16 protein-coding genes are annotated in these 21,752 nt (G+C 67.3%); 8 read left to right on the top strand and 8 right to left on the bottom strand.

All coding sequences use genetic code 11. The annotated features are described in order from the left end of the window. Positions 1-171: 171 nt before the first annotated feature. The 4 genes from tsaD to acs all read left to right on the top strand — a co-directional run bounded on the left by tsaD (position 172) and on the right by acs (position 4,799). Positions 172-1,227, top strand: coding sequence for a tRNA (adenosine(37)-N6)-threonylcarbamoyltransferase complex transferase subunit TsaD (tsaD, locus tag AC522E_RS21270; protein WP_500748215.1), 1,056 nt, complete (start codon positions 172-174; stop codon positions 1,225-1,227). Then, the gene (locus AC522E_RS21265; RefSeq protein WP_500748214.1) at positions 1,224-2,201 is read left to right on the top strand and encodes an NAD(P)H-dependent glycerol-3-phosphate dehydrogenase; all 978 of its coding nucleotides are present in this window, start codon (positions 1,224-1,226) and stop codon (positions 2,199-2,201) included. The genes tsaD and AC522E_RS21265 overlap by 4 nt, the downstream gene beginning before the upstream one ends. Before the next feature lie 15 nt (positions 2,202-2,216). Next, a complete protein-coding gene (locus tag AC522E_RS21260) occupies positions 2,217-2,630 on the top strand; it encodes an EVE domain-containing protein (RefSeq protein ID WP_500748213.1) in 414 nt (137 codons plus the stop codon). A gap of 216 nt (positions 2,631-2,846) precedes the next feature. Next, positions 2,847-4,799 carry an acetate--CoA ligase gene (gene acs, locus AC522E_RS21255; RefSeq protein WP_500748212.1) on the top strand — a complete coding sequence of 651 codons (1,953 nt, stop codon included), beginning with the start codon at positions 2,847-2,849 and terminating at the stop codon, positions 4,797-4,799. A 347-nt stretch (positions 4,800-5,146) separates the two neighbouring features. Here the strand turns inward: acs and purH are convergent, their stop codons facing one another. The 4 genes from purH to htpX all read right to left on the bottom strand — a co-directional run bounded on the left by purH (position 5,147) and on the right by htpX (position 11,146). Continuing rightward, complete coding sequence (gene purH / locus AC522E_RS21250) at positions 5,147-6,739, bottom strand: bifunctional phosphoribosylaminoimidazolecarboxamide formyltransferase/IMP cyclohydrolase (protein ID WP_500748211.1); 1,593 nt, start codon at positions 6,737-6,739, stop codon at positions 5,147-5,149. Between the two features lie 177 nt (positions 6,740-6,916). Further along, on the bottom strand, positions 6,917-8,677 hold the full coding sequence (locus tag AC522E_RS21245) for a heparinase II/III family protein (protein WP_500748210.1): 1,761 nt from the start codon (positions 8,675-8,677) through the stop codon (positions 6,917-6,919). A 208-nt stretch (positions 8,678-8,885) separates the two neighbouring features. Then, complete coding sequence (locus AC522E_RS21240) at positions 8,886-10,193, bottom strand: RsmB/NOP family class I SAM-dependent RNA methyltransferase (RefSeq protein ID WP_500748209.1); 1,308 nt, start codon at positions 10,191-10,193, stop codon at positions 8,886-8,888. Between the two features lie 29 nt (positions 10,194-10,222). Beyond that, entirely contained in the window at positions 10,223-11,146 is a 924-nt protein-coding gene (htpX, locus tag AC522E_RS21235; RefSeq protein WP_500748208.1) for a zinc metalloprotease HtpX, read from the bottom strand. Positions 11,147-11,274: 128 nt separating this feature from the next. Here htpX and AC522E_RS21230 point away from each other — a divergent pair, with 128 nt between their 5' ends. The 4 genes from AC522E_RS21230 (at position 11,275) to AC522E_RS21215 (ending at position 14,310) form a co-directional block, all read left to right on the top strand. After that, the gene (locus AC522E_RS21230; protein ID WP_500748207.1) at positions 11,275-11,511 is read left to right on the top strand and encodes a DUF1674 domain-containing protein; all 237 of its coding nucleotides are present in this window, start codon (positions 11,275-11,277) and stop codon (positions 11,509-11,511) included. A gap of 80 nt (positions 11,512-11,591) precedes the next feature. Further along, entirely contained in the window at positions 11,592-12,053 is a 462-nt protein-coding gene (locus AC522E_RS21225) for a carboxymuconolactone decarboxylase family protein (RefSeq protein ID WP_500748206.1), read from the top strand. Beyond that, entirely contained in the window at positions 12,040-12,930 is an 891-nt protein-coding gene (locus AC522E_RS21220) for a sigma-70 family RNA polymerase sigma factor (RefSeq protein WP_500748205.1), read from the top strand. The genes AC522E_RS21225 and AC522E_RS21220 overlap by 14 nt, the downstream gene beginning before the upstream one ends. 78 nt (positions 12,931-13,008) lie before the next feature. Then, a complete protein-coding gene (locus AC522E_RS21215; protein ID WP_500748204.1) occupies positions 13,009-14,310 on the top strand; it encodes a class I SAM-dependent methyltransferase in 1,302 nt (433 codons plus the stop codon). 77 nt (positions 14,311-14,387) lie between these two features. Here the strand turns inward: AC522E_RS21215 and AC522E_RS21210 are convergent, their stop codons facing one another. The 4 genes from AC522E_RS21210 to AC522E_RS21195 all read right to left on the bottom strand — a co-directional run bounded on the left by AC522E_RS21210 (position 14,388) and on the right by AC522E_RS21195 (position 21,741). Continuing rightward, entirely contained in the window at positions 14,388-14,894 is a 507-nt protein-coding gene (locus tag AC522E_RS21210; protein ID WP_500748203.1) for a L,D-transpeptidase, read from the bottom strand. Positions 14,895-14,976: 82 nt separating this feature from the next. Beyond that, positions 14,977-15,240 (bottom strand): DUF6356 family protein, encoded by a 264-nt coding sequence (locus AC522E_RS21205; RefSeq protein ID WP_500748202.1) that lies wholly within the window; start codon positions 15,238-15,240, stop codon positions 14,977-14,979. 76 nt (positions 15,241-15,316) lie between these two features. Next, on the bottom strand, positions 15,317-16,744 hold the full coding sequence (locus tag AC522E_RS21200) for an MFS transporter (protein WP_500748201.1): 1,428 nt from the start codon (positions 16,742-16,744) through the stop codon (positions 15,317-15,319). 161 nt (positions 16,745-16,905) lie between these two features. Then, positions 16,906-21,741, bottom strand: a complete 4,836-nt coding sequence (locus tag AC522E_RS21195) for an NAD-glutamate dehydrogenase (protein WP_500748200.1) — start codon at positions 21,739-21,741, stop codon at positions 16,906-16,908. Positions 21,742-21,752: the final 11 nt, after the last annotated feature.

Raw genomic sequence — 21,752 nt, 5'->3', positions numbered from 1 at the left:
TGTCTTCTCCTGTTGGGCGAGATCGGTGTTTGATCTTGGACGGCGCGGCGGACTATAGGGGGATGAGAGGCGGGCCGTGAAGCCCGAAAGATCACCCCGAGCAGGATCCGGCAAGACGGGAATCGGCGTGCCGAAGACATCGTGCTCCAACCGGCCATAGCTTGAACGACCATGCGCATTCTCGGAATTGAGACGACCTGCGACGAGACCGCCGCCGCCGTGGTCGGGGTCGGCTTCGACGGGCGGGGGGAAATCCTCTCCAACGAGGTTCTGAGCCAGATCGCCGAGCATGCCCGCTATGGCGGCGTCGTGCCGGAAATTGCGGCGCGCGCCCATGTGGAGGTGATCGACCGCCTCGTCGCGCGTGCGCTCAAGAACGCCAACTGCACCATCAACGATATCGACGGCATTGCCGCCGCGGCCGGGCCGGGTCTCATTGGCGGCGTCCTCGTGGGCCTGACCACCGCCAAGGCGATGTCCCTCGTCACCCGCAAGCCGCTCATGGCCGTCAACCACCTGGAGGCGCATGCCCTCACCGCCCGCCTCACCGACGGCGTCGGCTTCCCCTATCTTCTGCTCCTCGCTTCCGGCGGCCATACCCAGCTCGTCGCCGTGAAGGGCGTCGGGGAGTATGTGCGCCTCGGGACCACCATCGACGACGCCATCGGCGAGGCCTTCGACAAGGTCGCAAAGCTCTTGGGCCTGCCCTATCCCGGCGGCCCGCACGTGGAGCAGGAAGCGGCGAAAGGCAATCCGGAGCGATTCGCCCTGCCCCGCCCGATGATCGGACGGCCCGAGCCGAACTTCTCCTTGTCCGGTCTCAAGACCGCCGTGCGGCTGGAGGCCGAGCGCATCGCGCCGCTGACCCAGAGCGACGTGGCCGATCTCTGCGCCAGCTTCCAGGCTGCCGTCGTCGACACGGTGGTGGACCGGACCCGCGTGGGCCTGCGCGCCTTCCGCGATATCGCCGGCCACCCCACAGCCCTCGTGGTGGCGGGCGGCGTTGCCGCGAACCAGGCCATCCGCCAGGCCCTGCAGCGCCTTGCGGTCGAGACGGGCCTGCGCCTCGTCGCGCCGCCCCTGTCTCTCTGTGGCGACAACGGCGCCATGATCGCCTGGGCCGGGCTCGAACGCCTGCGCCTCGGGCTGATCGACGACATCTCCGCCCCGGCCCGCGCCCGCTGGCCCCTCGATTCGAGCCGGGACGAGGCGGGAGCGAAGGCGTGATCGGCATCGCCGGCGCCGGTGCCTGGGGCACGGCCCTCGCCAATGCCGCGGCGTTGGCGGGCAACGACGTGGTCCTGTGGATGCGAAGCGCCGGGCAGGCGGCGGCTCTGGCCCGGACCCGGGCGAACGAGCGCTTCCTGCCGGGCGTTCGCCTCCATGAGCGGATCCGCCCGACCGCGGCGCTGTCCGACCTCGCCGGAGCGACGGCGGTCCTCCTGGTCACACCTGCGCAGACCACGCGGGAGGTGACTGCAGCCCTCGCGGCCGCGCTGCCCCGGGAAACACCTCTCGTGCTTTGCGCCAAGGGGATCGAGCGGGATACCGGGATGTTCCTGAGCGATGCGGCGGCGGAGGTCCGCCCCGGCAGCCCGCTCGCCATCCTCTCGGGCCCGAGCTTTGCGGATGATGTCGCCCGCGGCCTTCCCACCGCCGTGACCCTGGCCTGCAGGGACCCGGCCCTTGCCGAGAGCATCGCAGCCGCCCTCTCGGGCCCCGGCTTCCGTGTCTACCACCGCACCGACACGCGCGGGGTCGAGATCGGCGGCGCGGCCAAGAACGTGCTCGCCATCGCCTGCGGCGCCGTGGCCGGGCGGGGTCTCGGCGAGAGCGCCAAGGCCGCCCTGATCGCCCGCGGCTTTGCGGAACTCCTGCGTTTCGCCCGCGCCTATGGCGGCGAGGCGGAGACGCTGATGGGCCTGTCCGGTCTGGGGGATCTGGTCCTGACCTGCTCGACTGCCCATTCCCGCAACTTCGCCTTCGGGATGCGCCTCGGGCAGGGCCTGACGCCCGAGGCGGCCGCCGGCGGCAAGCTGGTGGAAGGAGCGACCACGGCACGCGCCCTGGTGGCGCTGGCCCGCGCCAGGGCCGTCGACATGCCGATCGCGGAGGCCGTCGAACGGGTCCTCGACGGCTCCTCCACCGTCGACCAGGCCGTCGATGCCCTGATGAATCGTCCGATCAAAGCCGAATACTGATATCGAGGAGAAGCCATGGCCCATTGGCTCTACAAGTCGGAACCCTCCGTCTGGTCCTGGGACCAGCAGGTCGCGCAAGGCGCCAAGGGCACGCACTGGAACGGTGTGCGCAACCACGTGGCCAAGCAGAACCTGATGGCCATGAAAAAGGGCGAGCGCGGCTTCTTCTACCACTCCAACGAGGGCAAGGCCGTCGTCGGAATCGTGGAGGTGATCAAGGAGTACTACCCGGATCATACGGACGAGTCCGGCAAGTTCGGCATGGTCGACCTCAAGGCCGTCAAAGCACTGCCGAAGCCGGTGAGCCTGGAGGCCATCAAGGCCGAGTCGCAGCTCAAGGACATGATCCTCGTCAACAATTCCCGCCTGTCCGTGCAGCCGGTGACGGATGAGGAATGGGCGCTGATCTGCAGGATGGGCGGCCTGTAGGCGGCGGGTGAGTGCTATCCGGATCCGGCGCAGTCCTTCTCCCACGCCTCAGGCGTGACCTCTTCCGCCGGGAGGTTAAAGGCGCAAGGCGCGGCGCCCCGGGACGGCGCCGGAAAGCCAATCAACGACCAAAGTCCGATCCTCCGGTGCTTGCCCGCGGCCTCTCTCTTTCCGTAAAGCTAGGATAACCACGTCAGGAATCCTGGGAGAAGCGCCATGCAAGAGAAGATCTACGAGGTATCGCCCGAATGGAGCCGCCGCGCCTATCTGGACGAGGCCGGCTACCGGACGAAATATGCGGCCTCCGTCAAGGATCCCTCCGCTTTCTGGGCGGAGGAGGCCAAGCGCATCCACTGGTTCAAGGAACCGACCCGGATCAAGAACACGAATTTCGGCCCCGGCGACGTCTCGATCCGCTGGTTCGAGGACGGCACCACCAACGTCGCCTATAATTGTATCGACCGGCACCTGGATACCCGGGGCGACCAGGTCGCGATCATCTGGGAAGGCGACGACCCATCCGAGTCGAAGCACATCACCTACCGCCAATTGCATGACGAGGTGGGCCGCATGGCCAATGTCATGCGCAATCGCGGCGTCCAGAGGGGCGACCGGGTCACGATCTACATGCCGATGATCCCGGAAGCGGCCTATGCGATGCTCGCCTGCGCGCGGCTCGGCGCGATCCATTCGGTGGTGTTCGGCGGTTTCTCCCCGGATTCTCTCGCGGGCCGCATCGAGGACGCGAAATCGGCCTTCGTGGTCACCGCCGACGAGGGACTGCGCGGCGGCCGCAAGGTTCCGCTCAAGGAGAACGTCGACGCCGCCATCGCCCGCGTCGGCGGGGTCGACCACGTGCTCGTGGTGCGCCGCACCGGCTCCCCCGTAAACATGGTTCCGGGTCGCGACGTCTATTACGACGAGGCGGCGCAGATGGTGACCAGCGATTGCCCTGTCGAGGAAATGAACGCGGAGGACCCGCTCTTCATCCTCTATACCTCGGGCTCGACGGGCAAGCCGAAGGGCGTGCTGCATACCACCGGCGGCTATCTCGTCTGGGCGGGCATGACCCACCAATACGTGTTCGATTACCATGACGGCGACATCTATTGGTGCACGGCCGATGTGGGCTGGGTCACCGGCCACACCTACATCGTCTATGGTCCGCTTTCGAACGGCGCGACGACGCTGATGTTCGAGGGCGTGCCGACCTATCCGTCGATTTCCCGCTTCTGGGAGGTGATCGACAAGCATAACGTCAACATCTTCTATACCGCGCCGACCGCGATCCGGTCCCTCATGCAGGCGGGCGAGGCACCCGTGAAGAGCTCCTCACGCAAGTCCCTGCGCCTCCTCGGCTCCGTCGGCGAGCCGATCAATCCCGAAGCCTGGGAATGGTATCACCGCGTGGTCGGCGACGGCCGCTGCCCCATCGTCGATACCTGGTGGCAGACCGAGACCGGCGGCATCCTCATCACGCCGCTCCCCGGCGCGATCCCGCAGAAGCCGGGCTCCGCCACCCTGCCCTTCTTCGGGGTCAGGCCGGAGGTGGTGGATTCGGAAGGCAAGGTGCTGGAGGGGGCGACCGAGGGCAATCTCGTCATCGCCGATTCCTGGCCGGGCCAGATGCGCACGGTCTACGGCGACCATGAGCGCTTCATCCAGACGTATTTTTCGACCTATCCCGGCAAGTATTTCACCGGCGACGGCTGCCGCAGGGACGCGGACGGCTATTACTGGATCACCGGCCGCGTCGACGACGTGATCAACGTCTCCGGCCACCGCATGGGCACGGCCGAGGTGGAATCCGCCCTCGTCGCCCATCCCAAGGTGTCGGAAGCGGCGGTCGTCGGCTATCCCCACGACATCAAGGGCCAGGGCATCTACGCCTATGTCACCCTGATGGCCGGGGAAACGCCCTCCGAGGACCTGCGCAAGGAACTGGTCTCCTGGGTGCGCAAGGAGATCGGCCCCATCGCCTCGCCGGATCTGATCCAGTTCGCCCCGAGCCTGCCCAAGACCCGCTCGGGCAAGATCATGCGCCGGATCCTGCGCAAGATCGCCGAGGACGAATACGGCAATCTCGGCGACACCTCGACCCTCGCCGACCCGACTGTCGTCGACGACCTGGTGACGAACCGCCAGAACAAGCGCACGCAGGCGGCGTAGCGCCACGCGGCTTTCCTCTCGGATCTCGGATGTTTCCGAGATCCGCTCGACCCTTGCGCAAGTCGGGAACACCCGAGATGCGCTGGGAAAGGCGATAAGTGGCGCCGCCCGGCTCTCCTCCCTTGGTGGGGAGGAGGTCGCGCCGTCACTGTCATTCCGGGACAGCGCATGGCGCTGGGCCCGGAACCCATCAACATCGGTGGTGCAGGATAGAAAGCTGCAATTGCCTGCGCATCACCCTGCATTGTCAGCGGCTATGGGTTCCGGACTCCGCTCCGCGGCCCCGGAATGACGGTGGAAGCGCTGTCCGACTCTCCTGCCTATAGGAAAAGGACAAGTGGCACGCCTCAGTGCCGGAAGTGGCGATATCCCGTGAAGACCATGGCGAGGCCGGCCTCGTCGGCGGCACGGATGACCTCTTCGTCACGCATGGATCCGCCCGGCTGGATCACGGCCGTGGCGCCAGCCTCCGCCGCCGCCAGCAGCCCGTCGGCGAAGGGGAAGAACGCATCGGAGGCGACGACCGAGCCCTTGGCCAGGGTCTCGGGTAGCCCCGCGGCCTTGGCCGCTTCCGCGGCTTTCCAGGCGGCAATGCGCGAGGAATCGACCCGGCTCATCTGGCCGGCGCCGATGCCGACCGTCGCGCCGTCCTTGGCATAGACGATAGCGTTCGATTTCACATGCTTGGCGATGCGGAAGGCGAAGCGCATGTCGGAAAGCTCACGCTCGGTCGGCGCGCGCTTCGTCACCACCTTCAGGTCCATGCCATCGACGACGGCGTTGTCGCGGCTCTGGGCGAGGAATCCGCCTGCGACCGTGCGCAGGGTCAGGCCGCCCTGGCGGGGATCCGGCAGGCCGCCGGCAAGCAGGAGGCGCAGGTTCTTCTTCGCCGCGACGATCGCGATCGCCTCTTCCGATGCGTCGGGCGCGATGATCACTTCGGTGAAGATCTCGACCATGGCCTTCGCGGCCTCCGCGTCAAGCGGCCGGTTCATGGCGACGATGCCCCCGAAGGCCGAGACGGGGTCGCAGCGCAGGGCCTTCTCGTAGGCGTCCCGCAACGTCGTGCCTTCCGCGACGCCGCACGGATTGGCGTGCTTGACGATGACGACGGCCGCCGTGCGCTCGGGACGGAATTCGGCCACGGCCTCATAGGCCGCATCCGTGTCGTTGATGTTGTTGTAGGACAGCTGCTTGCCCTGCACCTGGCGGGCGGTGGCGACGCCGGGGCGGCTTTCCGGCGTCCGGTAGAAAGCCGCCGACTGGTGCGGGTTTTCGCCGTAGCGCAGGACCTCCGCGATCGAGCCCCCAAGCGCCCGGTAGGGCGGCGTCGCCTCGCCCAGTTCGGCCGCGAACCAGTTGGAAATCGCGGCGTCGTAGGCGGCGGTGCGCGCATAGGCCTTCTGGGCGAGGCGGCGGCGCAGGGTGAAGGTCACGGCGCCGTCATGGGCCGAGAGATCGTCGAGAACGGCCCTGTAGTCGGCCCCATCCACCACGACAGCGACGTCGCCGTGGTTCTTCGCGGCCGCGCGGATCATCGCCGGGCCGCCGATATCGATGTTCTCGATACAATCGTCGTAGGGCCTGCCCGCCGCGACCGTCGCCTCGAAGGGATAGAGATTGACGACGAGGAGGTCGATGGGCGCGATGCCGTGCGCCAGCATTGCCGCCTGATGCTCGGGATTGGCGCGGATGCCGAGCAGCCCGCCATGGACCGCAGGGTGCAGGGTCTTCACGCGCCCGTCCATCATCTCGGGAAAGCCCGTGAGGTCGCTCACGTCCTGCACGGGGATGCCGGCATCCTGCAGTGCCTTCTTGGTCCCGCCCGTGGAGACCAACGCCACGCCGTGTTCCACGAGCGCGCGGGCAAAATCCTCGAGGCCGGTCTTGTCGGAAACAGACAGAAGAGCGCGGGAAACGCGCTTGAGATCGCTCGGCATGGCGGCCGCTCCATTCAAGCATTTTCCAGCGAAGGGGCTTTGGTCCGCCTCGGAAAATGCGACCACGAAAAGCAAGAGCCGGTTTCGTCGGGGCGCGACCGGCTCTGTCAGGGGATGTGCGGGCGCGATAGCACGGACGGGCAGGGATGGAAACCGCCACCCGTGAAGGAGGACCGGTCAGGTCTCGTCCTGCGCCGTCTCCGCGTGCGGCGGCGGGTTGAAGCTGCGTGCCAGGCGCTCGAACCGCCAGCGGACCGAGGATGTCTCGCTCGGGCGGAAGGCGAGCACGATCTGCTCGGTCCGGCGCATGCCATCGGGCACGGCAAGGAAAATGCTGTCTTCCACGTAAGCCTCGCCGGGACTGGCGGAGAACTGCCAGGCCTCCCGGTTCGGAAGGACGAGCATGACGACCCGCCCGCCCTGGGCGCGGCTCGCCCGGATTCCCGGCGCAAGATGGAAGCGGATGATCGCTTCCCGGGACGGCGAGGCGGCACCCTCGCCCCAGAAGAGGTCTTCGCCCTCGACCCTGTCGCCGGTCGGGAAAAGCTGGATCCGGCGCTCGTGGGTCAGCCCGAAGCGGCGAACATAGCCGTCATGGCTGGCATTGAGGGTCTGGACATGGTCGCGCTCGCCCCGCTCCACGGCCACATGCCCGGGGCCGCGCACCACCACGGGACCGATCCGGCGCATGAGCCAGCCCGCCGCCGCCCGGTCGAGCCAGGTCCCGCGCAGGCCTGCGATCTGGCAGGAGGAGACGTCGTCGATGGAAGCGGTGGAATGGGCGACGGTCGACCGCGAGGCCTGGAGGATGACATCGTTGGCGATGCGCGGCGTGCCGCAATTAACCACGATGCGCTGCGCGCCGCTGGAGAACTCGAAGGAAAGGCAGCCGGCGCAGGCTTCCGCCGACAGCGCGGGCGGCGGCGATGCGCCCACATCGGCGACCAGCAGGGAGGAACCCGCCTCCATGCGCTCGTAGCCCGAGCGCGCGGCGTGGTGAATCGGCTGGCTGCGCATGTCGTCATAGGTCAGGAGCGTCGCCAGATGATCCGCCGCCGTGACGCCCATGCCGTTGAAATGCGAGAGCGTCCCGTCCCCGTGCCGGAAAAGACGGACCATGGGCAGCATGCGATCGATGGCGTTCAGCAGCGCCTCTGGCGTATCGACCTCCCGGCTGGCGAACATCTGCCGCAGGGGAAGCAAGTCGAACAGAAGGTCGACCACGACGCGTGGATTGCGGCTCGCATGGCCTCCATCGGGGAGAACCTGCCGCTCGAGTTCCCGCACGAGGAGGCGGGTGGCGCGGCGCAGGGTCTTTTCGAGACCCTCGCAGCACAGGCCCGCATAGCAGAGCGCGATGGCCGCCATGAGCTGCTGTTGCGGCAGGGCGCCGGCGCGCACGTGGCGCTCGAGGTCGCGGACGGCACCGCCGATGATCCTGAGGAAGCGGTGATAGAATCCGTGATCCGCCCCCTCGAGGATGAGGGGCGATTGGCTGATGAACGAGATCAGCCGACGCGCCATGACCTGCGTATCGCAGGCGATTCGCCGGTCCCCGAGCCGGGACGAGACGAACTCGTCGACCAGGGAGCGGGCATTGGCCTGAGCCAGAGCCGTCCCCGCCGCCCTGAGATGACGAAGCCAGCCGAAGCCGTAGAGCGCCTCGGCCCAGGCGCGACTCGGCGGCACGAATCCGAAGGGTGAGCGTCCGCTCGTGGTGATGGCGCGGCCGGCGAAGGCGAAGAAGCCCGAATAGATGTCGGTGGCGACGGTCGGATCGGCGGTACGCAGATCCTGGGGCGCAAACAGGAGTCGGGTCGGGGCGGGCGCGCCGATGAAGACCTTCGACGTGCCCCAGACCACGGCCTCGCGCATGGCACGGCCTGCCTCGCGGAAGGCAAGGCCATACAGCCGCCAGCGGTCCGGCCCCCAATCCACGCGCGGCGCTCCTCTCGTTTAGGTCACGTTAACGATCGCTAAGGGAAGAAATGCTCGCCGTTGGGTTAACATCGAGTAACCACGAAGAGGCGAATACCGGCCTGTCATCCAAAAGAGCAGGAAAATCAGGCCTCGCGGCACATCCAATGTGATGTTATACCCAATACACCCTTAACAGCATGGGTCTCCGCCGACCGACGAATCCCTGTCATGCGGAAGCGCCCTTCCGGAAACGCGCCGCGAAGAAGCCGTCGACGCCGCCATAGGTGCCGTCGGCGGCAGCCATGTGGAACGGCAGCGTGCGAAGATCGCCCTCGGGAGTCACGCACTCGCGAAGGCCGCCGATCTCGGACGGCTCGACCGGCAGCCGCACGAAGCCGGGATGGCGGGCGAGAAAAGCCTCCGCCTGCCGCTCGCCCTCCTCCGCTTCCAGGGAACAGGTGCAATAGACCAGGCGCCCGCCGTCCTTCAGCAGCAGGGCTGCCTTGTCGAGAAGGCGCATCTGCAATGCCGCCAGCTTCGCGACATCGTCGTCGCTCTTCGTCCACGCCACATCCGGATGGCGGCGGATGGTGCCGGTGGCGGAGCATGGGGCATCGAGGAGAATGGCGTCGAACGGCGGCGCATCGAGCTTTTCGGCATCGAGGGCGAGGGTCTGGGCACTCAGGCCGAGACGGGCGAGGTTCTCCTCCACACGCTTCAGACGTCGGGGCGAGCGGTCGACGGCCAGCACGTCGGCGCCTGCCGCGGCCAGTTGGGCGGTCTTGCCGCCCGGCGCGGCACAGAGATCGGCGATGCGTTCGTCCGGCTGCGCCAGGAGCAGGCGGGCCGGGAGGGCTGCGGCTGCGTCCTGCACCCACCAGCCGCCCTCGGCATAACCCGGCAATTCCGGGATGGCGGTACGACCGGTCAGCCTGACACTTCCCGTCGGCAGAACGAGGCCCCCCACGCGCCCAGCCCAGCCCGATGCATCGTCCTTGACGGAGAGATCGACCGAGGCGGTCGTGCGATGGGCCCCGGCGATCCGGGCCGCGACAGCCTCGCCATACTGGGCGATCCAGCGCTTCTCCAGCCAGTCGGGCGTATCGAGGAATGGGTCGTCCGCCGCCAGGATCGCCTCACGCTCCCGCGCCACCCGCCGCAGGACGGCATTGATCAGCCCTCCCGCGTGCCGGAGCCGGTGGTCCTGCTGGGCCAGTTGCACGGCGGTATCGACGGCGGCGTGGTCGGGCACGTCGAGAAACAGGATCTGCGCTGCGCCTACGGCGAGCAGATGCAGGAGGCGCTCATCGCGCGGGCCCTTCGCGAGCCGCTCCCGCAGGGCCCAGCCGAGGGTGCCCAGACGGCGGAAGGTGACGGTGGCGATGGCGCGCGCCAACGCCTCGTCGCGCGAAGACAGGCGCTCCGCCGCCGCCAGGTCGTCCCAGACGTCGTCCAGAGGCACGCGCCGCTTGAGGGTCTCGCTGACCGCTTTCCAGGCCAGACGGCGGGAGCCGAGGCCGGCTTGGTCGGACATGGCAGGGCCTTCGCTTCGATCCACGATGCTCAACCCCACGGCCCTCTGCGGGAGCCCGTATTCCATGGGCTCGACGGGGCGGTGCGGGTGAAGCCCGCCTGCGGGGCGGAGGCGCCCATCTCCTGGGCAAGGGCCTGGAGGGCGGCGATCCGGTTTTCGGTCGCCGGGTGTGTCGAGAAGAGATTGTCCATGCCCCGGCCTGAGAGAGGATTGATGATGAAGAGGGGCGCGGTCGCCGGATGACGTTCCGCGTCCATGTTGGGCAGATGTGCCACGCCGCCGGCGATCTTGGCGAGGGCTGTGGCAAGCGCCAGCGGCTGCCCGGCGATCAGGGCGCCCGTGCGGTCGGCATCGTATTCCCGCGAGCGGCTGATGGCCATCTGCAGGATCATGGCGGCCAGAGGCGCGATGAGGGCTGTGAGCAGCATGACGATGGCATTGGGCCTGTCGTCGCCGCGACCGCCGAACAGGAACCCGAACTGGGCGAGGCTGGCGATGGCGCCGGCGACCGTCGCGCTCACCGTCATGATCAGGGTATCGCGGTTCTTGATATGGGCGAGCTCATGGGCGATGACGCCTGCCACCTCGTGGGGCGCGAGCATGTTCAGAAGGCCCGTCGTGGCGGCCACCGCCGCGTTCTCCGGGTTGCGTCCGGTAGCGAAGGCGTTGGGCTGCGGGTTCTCGATGACATAGACCCGCGGCATGGGCAGCTGTGCCCGCTGTGCGAGGTCCCGGACCATGTGCACGAGGTCCGGCGCCGTGCGCTCGTCGACCTCCACGGCATGATGGGCCGCAAGCGCCAGCCGGTCCGAATTCCAATAGGCGTAAAGATTCGTCGCGACAGCGAGCCCCAGGGCGATCAGCATGCCGGTCCCGCCGCCGAGCATATAGCCGACGACGCCGAACAGGGCGGTCAGCGCCGCCAGCAGCATCCCGGTCTTGACGGTGTTCATGATCGTCTCCACGTCCTCAGGTCAGGCAAAACCCTCGAGGTATTCCCCTCAAGGGTGCTATGTGGGGATGATGGGAACCGCGCCCAAGATCTCGCGGACAATCCGCCAAACTGGTATCGAGACGCCTCATGAGCACGAACGAGAGACCCGACACAAGCCATAATGGCGCTCCCGCGGGGGCCGCCCCCGGCAAATCCCTCTCTCCTGCGGCGGAGCGGGCGCTCCGGGAAGCCGCCGAGCGCCGGCGCGAGATCGACGCCAAGGCCGCGGACCTCGCCAGGCAGAAGGAGCATCGCGGCCGCGGCGGACTGGAGCCGGTCCGCTACGAGGACTGGGAGGTGAAGGGGCTCGCGACGGATTTCTGAATTTTTTCGACGCCCCATGTCACATCGAGGGCCGCTGCCTCGTCTTTCATCCGTACCAACGTTTCCAGGAGAAGACGACGATGAAACCCCGTTTGAACCTCTACAAGGTCGGCGCCGAGAGCATGAAGGCGATGATGGCGCTCGAGGAACAGGTGCAGAAGAGCGGCCTCGAGCAGAGCCTGATCGAGCTGGTGAAGATCCGCGCCTCCCAGATCAACGGCTGCGCCTTCTGCATCCATATGCACACGCGCGATGCGCGGGCGCACGGGGAATCGGAGGAGCGCATCTATCTCCTCGACGCGTGGCGCGAATCGCCCCTCTACAGCGACCGCGAGCGGGCCGCCCTGGCCTGGACCGAAGCTCTCACCCTGGTGTCGCAGACCCACGCGCCGGATGCGGACTACGAGATGCTGGCGGCTCATTTCACCGAGGAGGAGCAGGTCAAGCTGACCCTGCTGATCGTCACCATCAATGGCTGGAACCGGCTCGCCATCGGCTTCCGGTCGATCCATCCGGTGGGCTCGAACCGTGCAGCCGCATGACGACGAGGCGGCGGATCGGTTCGAGCCTCAACGGCCTCGGCTGATCCGCCTCGCCTACCGGATGCTCGGCTCCGTGACCGAGGCGGAGGATATCGTCCAGGAGGCGTATATCCGCTGGCACGGCACGGACCGGGCCACCATCCGCGAACCGGCGGCGTTCCTGTCCCGGATGGTCACGCGGCTTTGTCTCGACTTCCTCAAATCGGCCCGGGTGCGGCGCGAGACCTATATCGGCCCCTGGCTTCCGGAACCGGTTGTCGAGCCGGCCTTCGACGGGGATGGGGACGAGGATCTGTCGTTGACCCTGATGATGGCGCTCGAGCGGCTCTCGCCTCTCGAGCGCGCGGCCTTTCTCCTGCACGACGTGTTCGGCATGGAGTTCGACCAGATCGCCGCGACCCTCGACCGCGATCCCGCCGCCTGCCGCCAGCTGGCGGCGCGGGCCCGCAAGCACGTACGCGACGCGCGTCCGCGCTTCCCGGTCTCGATGGACGAGGGCAGGCGCATGGCCGATGCCTTTTTCGCGGCCTCGCGCAGCGGTGATCTGGCAACGCTCCGGACCCTGCTCGCGGAGAATGTCGTGGCCTATACCGATGGCGGCGGCATCAAGAATGCGGCCATCAACCCGCTCCTCGGATTCCGCAGGGTCGCCGGCCTTTTCGCCGGCGTCGCCCGCAAGGCGAACTTCGAGAGGCCACCGATTCTCTATCAGGGTCCGATCAACGGACTGCCCGGGATCGTCACCCTGGAAAAGGACGGGACGCTGCAAAGTCTGGCCCTCGAAATCGGGAATGGTCGCATCTCCGCGATCTATGTGGTCCGCAACCCCGAAAAGCTGCGTCACCTTGCGGGGTCCGTCGGTCTGCCCATGTCCTGACGGCGCCCCGCATCAAAGGAACGATTGTCCCGCCCGCACCCTCCCGTTACGGTGCGTGCCGCAGCACGGGGGAGGACGATGGGCGGAACCGAGCGACTGGAGATTTTCCGGAGTCTTCTTACGGATGCGCATCGGGCGCTCGATCTGCCGTTCGGCTTCGAGCTGTGGGACGGATCGACCGTGCCCGGCGATCTCCCCTCCTATGCGATGCGCCTCGTCATCCGGCGGGAAAGCGTCGTGGCGGCTCTCGTCCGGCGCCCGCGCCTCGATACGGTCGTCAACGCCCATGTGGCGGGTCTGCTCGATCTCAAGAACGGCACCCTCTTCGACCTCGCCGACCAGCGTCCCCAGGGCAAGCTCGCCCGCCGCCTCAAGGGGGTGAGCAAGATCAAGGCCCTGAGGGCCGCCTATCAGTTCTGGCGCGCCCCCGCCGATATGCCGCGCCCCCTCGACCGGGTCGTAGAGAAACCCGACGCCCGCGATGGCCGACCCGAGACCAACAAGAGCAACATCGCCTATCACTACGATGTGTCGAACGACTTCTACCGGCTCTTTCTCGATCCGGAGATGGTCTATACCTGCGCCTATTTCCAGCCGGACTGGCACGACGACCTCGCCAAGGCGCAGATCGACAAGCTCGACATGATCTGCCGCAAGCTGCGGCTCAAGCCCGGCGAGCGCCTGCTCGATATCGGCTGCGGCTGGGGTGCCCTCATCTGCCACGCGGCACAGCATTATGGCGTCAAGGCCACCGGCGTGACGCTGGCGGAGGAGCAGGCGGCACTGGCCCGGGAGAAGATCGCCCGGCTAGGCCTCCAGGACAGGGTCGAGGTGATCCTCAAGGATTTCACGCAGATGGACGGCGAATTCGACAAGATCTCCTCCATCGGCATGTTCGAGCATGTGGGCATCGCCAACCACCCTGCCTATTACCGCACCGTGCACCGGCTCCTGAGGCCGCGCGGTCTCTATCTGCATCACTGCATCGCGCGCCGTGCGAAACGCTCGGACCGGGCCTTCGGACGCCTGAAGCCCGAAGCCAGGGCGATCATGCGCTACATCTTCCCTGGCGCCGAACTCGACCATCTCGGCATGTCAGTGGCGAATCTGGAACGCTTCGGCTTCGAGGTCCATGACGTGGAGGCCTGGCGGGAGCACTATCAGCGCACGACCCGTCTCTGGTGGGAGAACCTCAATGCCCGCCGGGCCGAGGCGGAGGCCGAGGTCGGACCGGAAAAAACCCGGACCTGGCTCCTGTATCTCGCCGGTGTATCGCTCGGGTTCGGGCGCGGCGTCATCGGCGTCAACCAGACGCTCGCCTCCAAGCGCACGAGAGGCCCCGCCGGCCTGCCGCCCTCACGGGCGGACCTGTATCGGTAGGATGCACCCCGTCACACCGGGGCGGCGCGAGGGGTCGGGCCCGGCGCTCCGCGCTGTCCCGGAAGGACAAAGAACGCTCACCGCTCCACGATCACCCGCGTCCCCACGGCGACCTGGTCGTAGAGATCGACGATATCCTCGTTCATCATGCGGATGCAGCCGTAGGAGGCGTAGGTGCCGATCGAGGACGGGCGGTTGGTGCCGTGGATGGCATATTGATCCCGGTCGAGGGTCATCGCCCTCTCGCCCATGGGATTATGGGGTGAGCCGCCCGGAATGACATCGGGCAGGCGCGGATTGTCCCGCTTCACCTCGAGGGGCGGCGCCCAGGCCGGCCTGACGTATTTGCCGTCGATGCGTGCTTCGCCGAACCATTGCTTGCCGGGCCTGCCGACGGCGACCCGGTAGCGCAGGGCGGTGCCATCGCCGCGCACATAGTAGAGCTTGCGTTCGCTGGTTTTGATCAGGATCGTCCCGGGTGCAGCGCCGCCCTCGAAAGGCACCAGCTCACGGGCCCCCACAGGAGCGCCAGGAGCCGCCACGGCCACGATTGCGGTCACAATGACGGCGATGCTTCTTCTCATGTCCCGGACCCTCCTGCCGCAAGCTATGCAGGAGTGAGACGCGAAAGCAACGGCGACGGTTCCCTGGACGTGGACGGCCGGATCAGATCACGGGATCCCAGGACATCATCCGGTCGGATGCCGCCTGCTGGACCGGTCGGGGGGTCCGGTTCATCATGCGGGCGTAAAGCCGCTTCACGGTCGCGCTCGCGGTGGTCACGCACAGGAATGGCAGGAAGGCGTGAACGAGGGCGGCGAGACCCGCCCCAAGCAGCGGCCAGGCGAAGCTGAGGGCCACGCCCATATGCTCGAAATAGGTTTCGCCGACGGAGTCGGGATGTGCGGTGAACAGCGTCTTCAAGGACATGGATCGGCTCCCCTTCAACGGATCGTATCGTAACGTCGCAACGGTCGCGGCTCAAGCGCAGCCCAACCCGGAAGGCTCATGCTCGCTTCACGCCCGCGATCAGCCAGCCGCCCGCCAGAAAGAACACGATCAGCACGGCGGGACCCGCCGCCTGGGTCTGGAACAGGGCCGTCGCGACGGCGACCGTGAGTGGGGCCAGGAACGACGTCACCTTTCCCGACAGGGCGAGGAGCCCGAAATATCGGCCCGCCTCATGTGCGGGCACGAGGCGGGCGAGGAGACTGCGCGAGGAGGCCTGCAGGGGTCCGGCGACGGCGCCGATCGCAAGGCCGAGCAGCAGGAAGAGCTTTTCCGGGATGGTGCCGTAAAGGCCGTCGCCGGGCTGGGCGGGCGCCGTGGCGACGGTGAAGAACACGTGGCCGGGCCCGAGCGACAGAATGCCAAGGCAGACCAGGCACAGGACCAGAATGGCGCCGAGGATCACGGGCTTCGCCCCGAACCGGTCGTCGAGCCTGCCGCCGATCAGGGCTCCGAGGGTGCCCGTGACGGTGAGCAGGATACCGAAGATGCCGAGTTCCGTCGCCCGCCAGCCGAACACGCCCGCTCCGTAGATGCCGCCGAAGGCGAACAGCGCCACCAGGGCATCCTGGTAGACCATGTTGGCGAGGAGGAAGCGGCCGACGCTCTCATGCCGGCGCGCATCGGCAATGGTGCTGCCGACCTGCGCAACGCCCTTCGCGACCGCGTCGCGCAGGCTCAAGGACGAGCGCGCGATGTCGGGCGTGAGGAGGAAGAGCGGCAGGATGAAGAGGAGGAACCACACGGCGGAGAACGGGCCGGTGATGCGGTCTCCTTCGCGCAGGGCCGGATCGAGGCCGAACAAGGGCGGCAGGCCGAGGATGGTCTCGCCGGTTTCCGCATTGGCCGCGAGAAAGCCGAGCACGATCACGAGCGAGACGAGGCCGCCGAGATAGCCGATGGCCCAGCCCGTGCCCGAGAGGCGCCCGAACCGCTCCGGCGGGACGAGGTGCGGGATCATGGCGTTGTTGAACACCGCCGCAACCTCGACTGCGACCGTGCCGATGGCGAAGCCGACGAGCGCCACGGGAATGGCGTAAGGGTGCCCCGGCGCCGCGAACCAGAGAGCGAACGACGAGGCGAAGAGCACGAGGCCGCAGGCCGCGATCCACGGTTTCTTCGGCCCGGTGGCGTCGGCGATGGATCCGAGGACCGGCGACAGGACGGCGAGGACGAGCCCGGCACAGGCTGTCGCGTAGCCCCACAGGCTCTGCCCCGCGACGGGATCGGGCGCGAGCGCGGCGGCGAAGAACGGCGCGAAGACGAAGGTCGTGATCAGGGTGAAGAAGGGCTGGCAGGCCCAGTCGAAGAGCAGCCAGCCGAAAATCGCGGACCGGGACGCGTTACCGACCGGCCGCGCCCTCCCGGAACGGGCGGAAGGCGGCGCGGCGGAGGCGGGAGAGTCCAGGACGTTGTGCTCGTTCATGGAATCTCCTTAAGCCATCGGGCGGAAAAGGGGACCTGGATTTTCTGCAACCGGCGACATGCCACGCGAGGATGCAGGCATCGGAGGGATTCCCGGACGGGAAGCCCCGTTCAGGTGCAACGCTCCGGGCACATCGCCCTCGCCCCGGCTTCGCGCTGCTTTCAAACGCGGGCCAGGTCGCCGAGAAGGCTTGCGGCCACCGTCACCTTCGAGAGGGTCAGTCCCGACTGGACAATGCTGTCGACGGCGGAGCGGATCCGGTTGACATCCGCACCCCGCTTCTCGCTCCAGGCCTGGACCGCCTCGGCTCCGGAGCTGTCCTGCGCGGCCACCTCGGCCGTGAGATTGCGATGCGCCGAGGCGATGCTGTCGATGGCCCGGTCGAGCGCAAGGCGATCGAAGTAATCGCTCACGTTGATCTCCTGCGCCGCTCCGATGAGCGAACCGAGGCGGAAGATTCCTTCGAGGGCGAAATGCGTGCGAGCGATGTCGAGCACCGGCTTGCCGGTCTTCTGGGCAGTCAGGACGATGTCCGGCGCAGCGACCAGATCGGGAAGGGCCGCGAGCCGCCGCGCCAGGTCCTCCGGCGTTCCCTGCTCCGCCAGCGCCTTCGTGCGCGCCTCCCAGGATTCCAGCGCATCCTGCGACAGGGTCTCCCGAAGCCCGCGCTCCACATCCGCGATGCCGGATGCGTAGGTGCCGATCGCGGCGTCGAGGGTCGTACTCGTGAAGTCGACGTTCCGGATGAACCAGACGATCCGGTTCATGAGGAGTTCCTGCAATTCGCCATAGAGCCGGAGCTGCAGGGCGCCGGGCACGACGCCGTCCAGCGTGTCGATGGCGACATTGAGTTCGGCGAGGCCGAAAGAATCCCGCGTTGCCGCGTAGGCCGCCGCAATCGTCGGGGCATCGGCGCCGGTCTGATCGACGAGGCGCGCAACCATGGTCGGTCCGCCGCGATTGATGATGGCATTGGCGAGCTGGGTCGCGATGATCTCGCGCCGCAGCCGGTGGCCGGCGATGGCTTCGGGGAAGCCCTCGCGCATCTCTTCCGGGAAATAGCGCTCCAGTTCCTTGGCAAGATAAGGATCGTCCGGCACCGCGCTCTCGAGAAGCTCGTCATGGAGCGAGAGCTTGGCATAGGCGAGGAGCACCGCGATTTCAGGGCGCGTCAGACCCTCGCCCCTCCGGGCGCGTTCCGCCAGCGCAGCATCGTCGGGAAGATATTCGACGTTGCGGTCGAGACGCCCCTGCGCCTCGAGCATGTGCATGAGTCGCCGCGCGAACCCGATATCGGCGAGGCTGCGTCGCTCCGAGAGCGACAGCGCCAGGGTCTGCAGGTAGTTGTTCCGCAGCACGAGCCTGGCGACTTCGTCCGTCATGTCGACCAGAAGCGCGTTGCGCGCGTCGAAACTCAGCTTTCCTTCGCGTTCCGGAACGGCGAGCGCGATCTTGATGTTGACCTCCACGTCGGAGGTGTTGACGCCCGCGGAATTGTCGATCGCATCCGTGTTGAGACGGATCCCGGCACGCGCGGCCTCGATGCGGCCGCGCTGGGTCATGCCGAGATTGGCGCCTTCGCCGATCACCTGCGCACGCACATCGGCGCCCGTGATGCGGATGGAATCGTTGGCACGGTCGCCCACCTGCTCGTCGGTCTCCGATGACGCGCGGATATAGGTGCCGATGCCGCCGAACCAGAGCAGGCCGACCTGCGCCTTGAGGATCGCGCTCATCACCTCGGTCGGAGCGGCCTCCGCCTTGTCGATCCCGAGCACGGCGCGGATCTCGTCCGATAGCGGAATCGATTTCGCGCTGCGCGGGAAGATGCCGCCGCCCTTCGAGATCAGGCTCTTGTCGTAATCCTGCCAGCTGGAGCGGGGCAGATTGAACAGGCGCTCGCGTTCCTTGAAGGAAGCCTCCGGATCCGGGTTCGGATCGAGGAAGATGTCACGGTGATCGAAGGCGGCCACCAGTTTGATGGCGCGCGACAGCAGCATGCCGTTGCCGAACACGTCGCCCGACATGTCGCCGACGCCGACGACCGTGACCGGCTCGGACTGGATATCGACGTCGATCTCGCGGAAATGGCGCTTTACCGCCTCCCAGGCGCCGCGCGCGGTGATGCCCATCTTCTTGTGGTCGTAGCCGTGGCTGCCGCCCGAGGCGAAGGCATCGCCGAGCCAGTGGTGCTTCTCGGCGGAGAGTGCATTCGCCGTGTCTGAGAAGGTCGCTGTGCCCTTGTCCGCCGCGACCACGAGATAGGGATCGTCCCCGTCGTGCCGCACCGTCTCGCCCGGGGGCACCACCTGGTCGCCCTCGATGTTGTCGGTGAGCTGCAGGAGCGTGCGCACGAAGATGCGGTAGCTTTCCGTGCCTTCTGCGAGCCAGGCCTGGCGGTCGCTTGCCGGAGGCAGGTGCTTGGGCACGAATCCGCCCTTGGCGCCGACCGGCACGATGACCGCGTTCTTGACCTGCTGCGCTTTGACGAGGCCGAGCACCTCGGTGCGGAAATCCTGCGGCCGGTCCGACCAGCGCAGGCCCCCGCGCGCCACCTTGCCGAATCGCAGATGGACACCTTCGACCCGCGGCGAATAGACGAAGATCTCGTAGAGGGGCTTCGGCAGCGGGAGGCCGTCGACTTTCGCGCATTCGAATTTGAACGCAATGGTCTGGCGCGGCAGGCCGTTGCCTTCGAGCTGGAAGAAATTGGTGCGGACCGCGGCCTCGATGAGGTTGATGAAGCGGCGCAGGATGCGGTCGTCGTCGAGACTCGTCACATTCCGCAGGAGACCCTCGATCTCTGCGCGCAGTGCCGTTTCGTTGGCGGAGCGTTCCTCGGCATCCTCGATCCGGGGATCGAACCGCGCGTAGAACAGCTCGACGAGTTTGATCGCGATCGCGCTGTGGCGCGTCAGCGTTTCGGCGAGATAGTCCTGGGCATAGGGAATGCGGATCTGGCGCAGATAGCGGCCGAGCGCCCGGACCATGGCGACATCCCGCCAGCCAAGGCCCGCCTCGAGAACCAGCCGGTTGAACGCGTCCGACTCGGCAAGTCCGCGGAACAGGGCGAGCAAGGCAGCTTCGATGAGCTCCTGGATCTCGTCGATGGCAATCGCCCCGCCGGAGGCACGCTCCAGCGTCATGTCGTGGAGCCAGACCCGATCCATGCCCGACACGCCGGAAGAGAGAACACGATAGGTTCGCTCGTTCACGACGCGGAAGCCGAGATTTTCCAGAAGCGGCACGCGCTCGGAGAGCGGCAGCGCGGTGCCGCGCGAAAACACCTTGAGGTGGACGCGCGTCTCGTCGTCGCCTTCCCGGCGGTAGAGATCGACTGCGCGGGGGCGAGCCTCCGAGAGCTGCTCGAGGATGCCGATGTCAACGATGGCCTGCTCGGCGCCGAAGGCTTCGCGATAGGCAGCACTGAAGGCGTGCGCGTAACGGGCGCCGAGGGCGCGGGCGCGGGCGCCGCCCAGGGTGTCGTCGAGCTGGATGCGGAGCGCATCGCTCCAGGTGCGCACGATCCCCGCGATGCCGGATTCCAGCGTCTCGCGGGAGACCTTGGGCGTCTCGCCCTCGTCGCGGCCGATGATGTAGTGGGTGCGCGCCAGCGGACCCTCTGGATAGGCCGGATACGAGGCGGACACGCGACCCTCGTAGATGCCGGCCAGAAACTCGCCGATCCGGCGGCGCGCATCGGTGTCGTAGCGGTCCTTCGGCACGAACACGAGCACGGACACGAAGCGGTCGAACTCGTCGGGCCGCGCAAGCGCGCGGATCCGCGGCCGCTCGGACAGGCTCATGATGTCGAGAGCGAAGTGATAGAGCGTGTCCTCGTCGATCTGGAAGAGTTCGTCGCGGGGATAGTTCTCGAGGACGTTGAGCAGCGAACGGCCGGAATAGCTCGATGGATCGAAGCCGGCGCGGGCGACGATCTTCGCCACCTTGTGGCGCAGGTACGGCACCTCGCCGGTGGTGTTCGTGTAGGCGCTGGCGGTGAAGAGGCCGACGATGCGCAACTCGCCCTGAAGGCGGCCTTCGCCATCGAACAGCTTGACGCCGATATAGTCGAGATGAGCCCGGCGATGGACGCGCGACTTGACGTTCGCCTTGGTGATGATGAGCGCCTTCGGAAGATCCAGGAAGGCGCGGATTTCGGGGGTCATGGCCACGAGTTCGCGGCCACGGCGCAGAACTTTCACGGACGGATCGCGCAGCAATCCGAGGCCGGTCCCTTCCACCGGGTCTGCGGCCGTGTCGCCGAGCGGCAGGCGATACTCGCGCAGGCCGAGGAACGTGAAATTGTCCTGAGCGATCCAGTCCAGGAAGGCGACGGCCTCCTTCGCCTCGTCATCCGGCAGCGGCGGCGGATGAAGGCGGTAGTTCTGGACGAGTTCCGTGACACGGGCGCGCATGCTCGGCCAATCCTGCACCGCGAGCGCCACATCCTTGTAGACCCGTCGCATGGCCTCGGTCAGGCGATCGCGCGCCTCGGCGTCGTCGATGCGCGGCAAATGGATATGGATGAAGCTTTCCCGTTTGACGCCGATCTGGGTGTGGGCGGTCGCCTCCCCGAGGAGGCGCACGAGCGCTCCGCTCCGGTCACGCTCCACCGCCAGGATGGGATGGGCGACGAGGAGAGGCTCGTAGCCCTCGTCCACGAGCTCGGACAGGGTCGAATCGAGCAGGAACGGCATGTTGTCATTGACGACTTCGAGGATCGTCACGTCGCGGCGGCGGCCCTCGCGCTCGATTTCGAGGTCGATCAGGCGGATATCTGCCCCTGTCTCCGGCCGGGGAGCCTTGAGATGCTCATAGGCTTCGGTGGCCAGTTCGGCCAGCGCCTGCGGCGAATAGGATGCGAGGTCCTCGGAAGGCACGCGGCCGAACAGGACATGGAGGAAGGTGGGGGGTACGCCCGCATGCCCGGACTCGAGCACGGCGACGGCTTGCGCCGTCAGGTCGCGTCCACTGGTGGAAGGTTCCAGCTTCATGCCCGCATCCT

The sequence above is a fragment of the Microvirga sp. BF8 genome, from assembly GCF_059888585.1.
Note: the sequence above shows the minus strand (reverse complement) of the source record. Positions and strands in the feature narration are given on the sequence as shown.

Excerpts from the sequence above, each read along its gene's own strand:
- htpX (WP_500748208.1), bottom strand. The coding sequence starts at position 11,146 with ATGAACACCGTCAAGACCGGGATGCTGCTGGCGGCGCTGACCGCCCTG.
- AC522E_RS21210 (WP_500748203.1), bottom strand. The coding sequence starts at position 14,894 with ATGAGAAGAAGCATCGCCGTCATTGTGACCGCAATCGTGGCCGTGGCG.
- AC522E_RS21215 (WP_500748204.1), top strand. The coding sequence starts at position 13,009 with ATGGGCGGAACCGAGCGACTGGAGATTTTCCGGAGTCTTCTTACGGAT.
- AC522E_RS21200 (WP_500748201.1), bottom strand. The coding sequence starts at position 16,744 with ATGAACGAGCACAACGTCCTGGACTCTCCCGCCTCCGCCGCGCCGCCT.
- AC522E_RS21240 (WP_500748209.1), bottom strand. The coding sequence starts at position 10,193 with ATGTCCGACCAAGCCGGCCTCGGCTCCCGCCGTCTGGCCTGGAAAGCG.
- AC522E_RS21195 (WP_500748200.1), bottom strand. The coding sequence starts at position 21,741 with ATGAAGCTGGAACCTTCCACCAGTGGACGCGACCTGACGGCGCAAGCC.
- AC522E_RS21225 (WP_500748206.1), top strand. The coding sequence starts at position 11,592 with ATGAAACCCCGTTTGAACCTCTACAAGGTCGGCGCCGAGAGCATGAAG.
- AC522E_RS21260 (WP_500748213.1), top strand. The coding sequence starts at position 2,217 with ATGGCCCATTGGCTCTACAAGTCGGAACCCTCCGTCTGGTCCTGGGAC.
- tsaD (WP_500748215.1), top strand. The coding sequence starts at position 172 with ATGCGCATTCTCGGAATTGAGACGACCTGCGACGAGACCGCCGCCGCC.
- AC522E_RS21205 (WP_500748202.1), bottom strand. The coding sequence starts at position 15,240 with ATGTCCTTGAAGACGCTGTTCACCGCACATCCCGACTCCGTCGGCGAA.
- acs (WP_500748212.1), top strand. The coding sequence starts at position 2,847 with ATGCAAGAGAAGATCTACGAGGTATCGCCCGAATGGAGCCGCCGCGCC.
- AC522E_RS21230 (WP_500748207.1), top strand. The coding sequence starts at position 11,275 with ATGAGCACGAACGAGAGACCCGACACAAGCCATAATGGCGCTCCCGCG.
- purH (WP_500748211.1), bottom strand. The coding sequence starts at position 6,739 with ATGCCGAGCGATCTCAAGCGCGTTTCCCGCGCTCTTCTGTCTGTTTCC.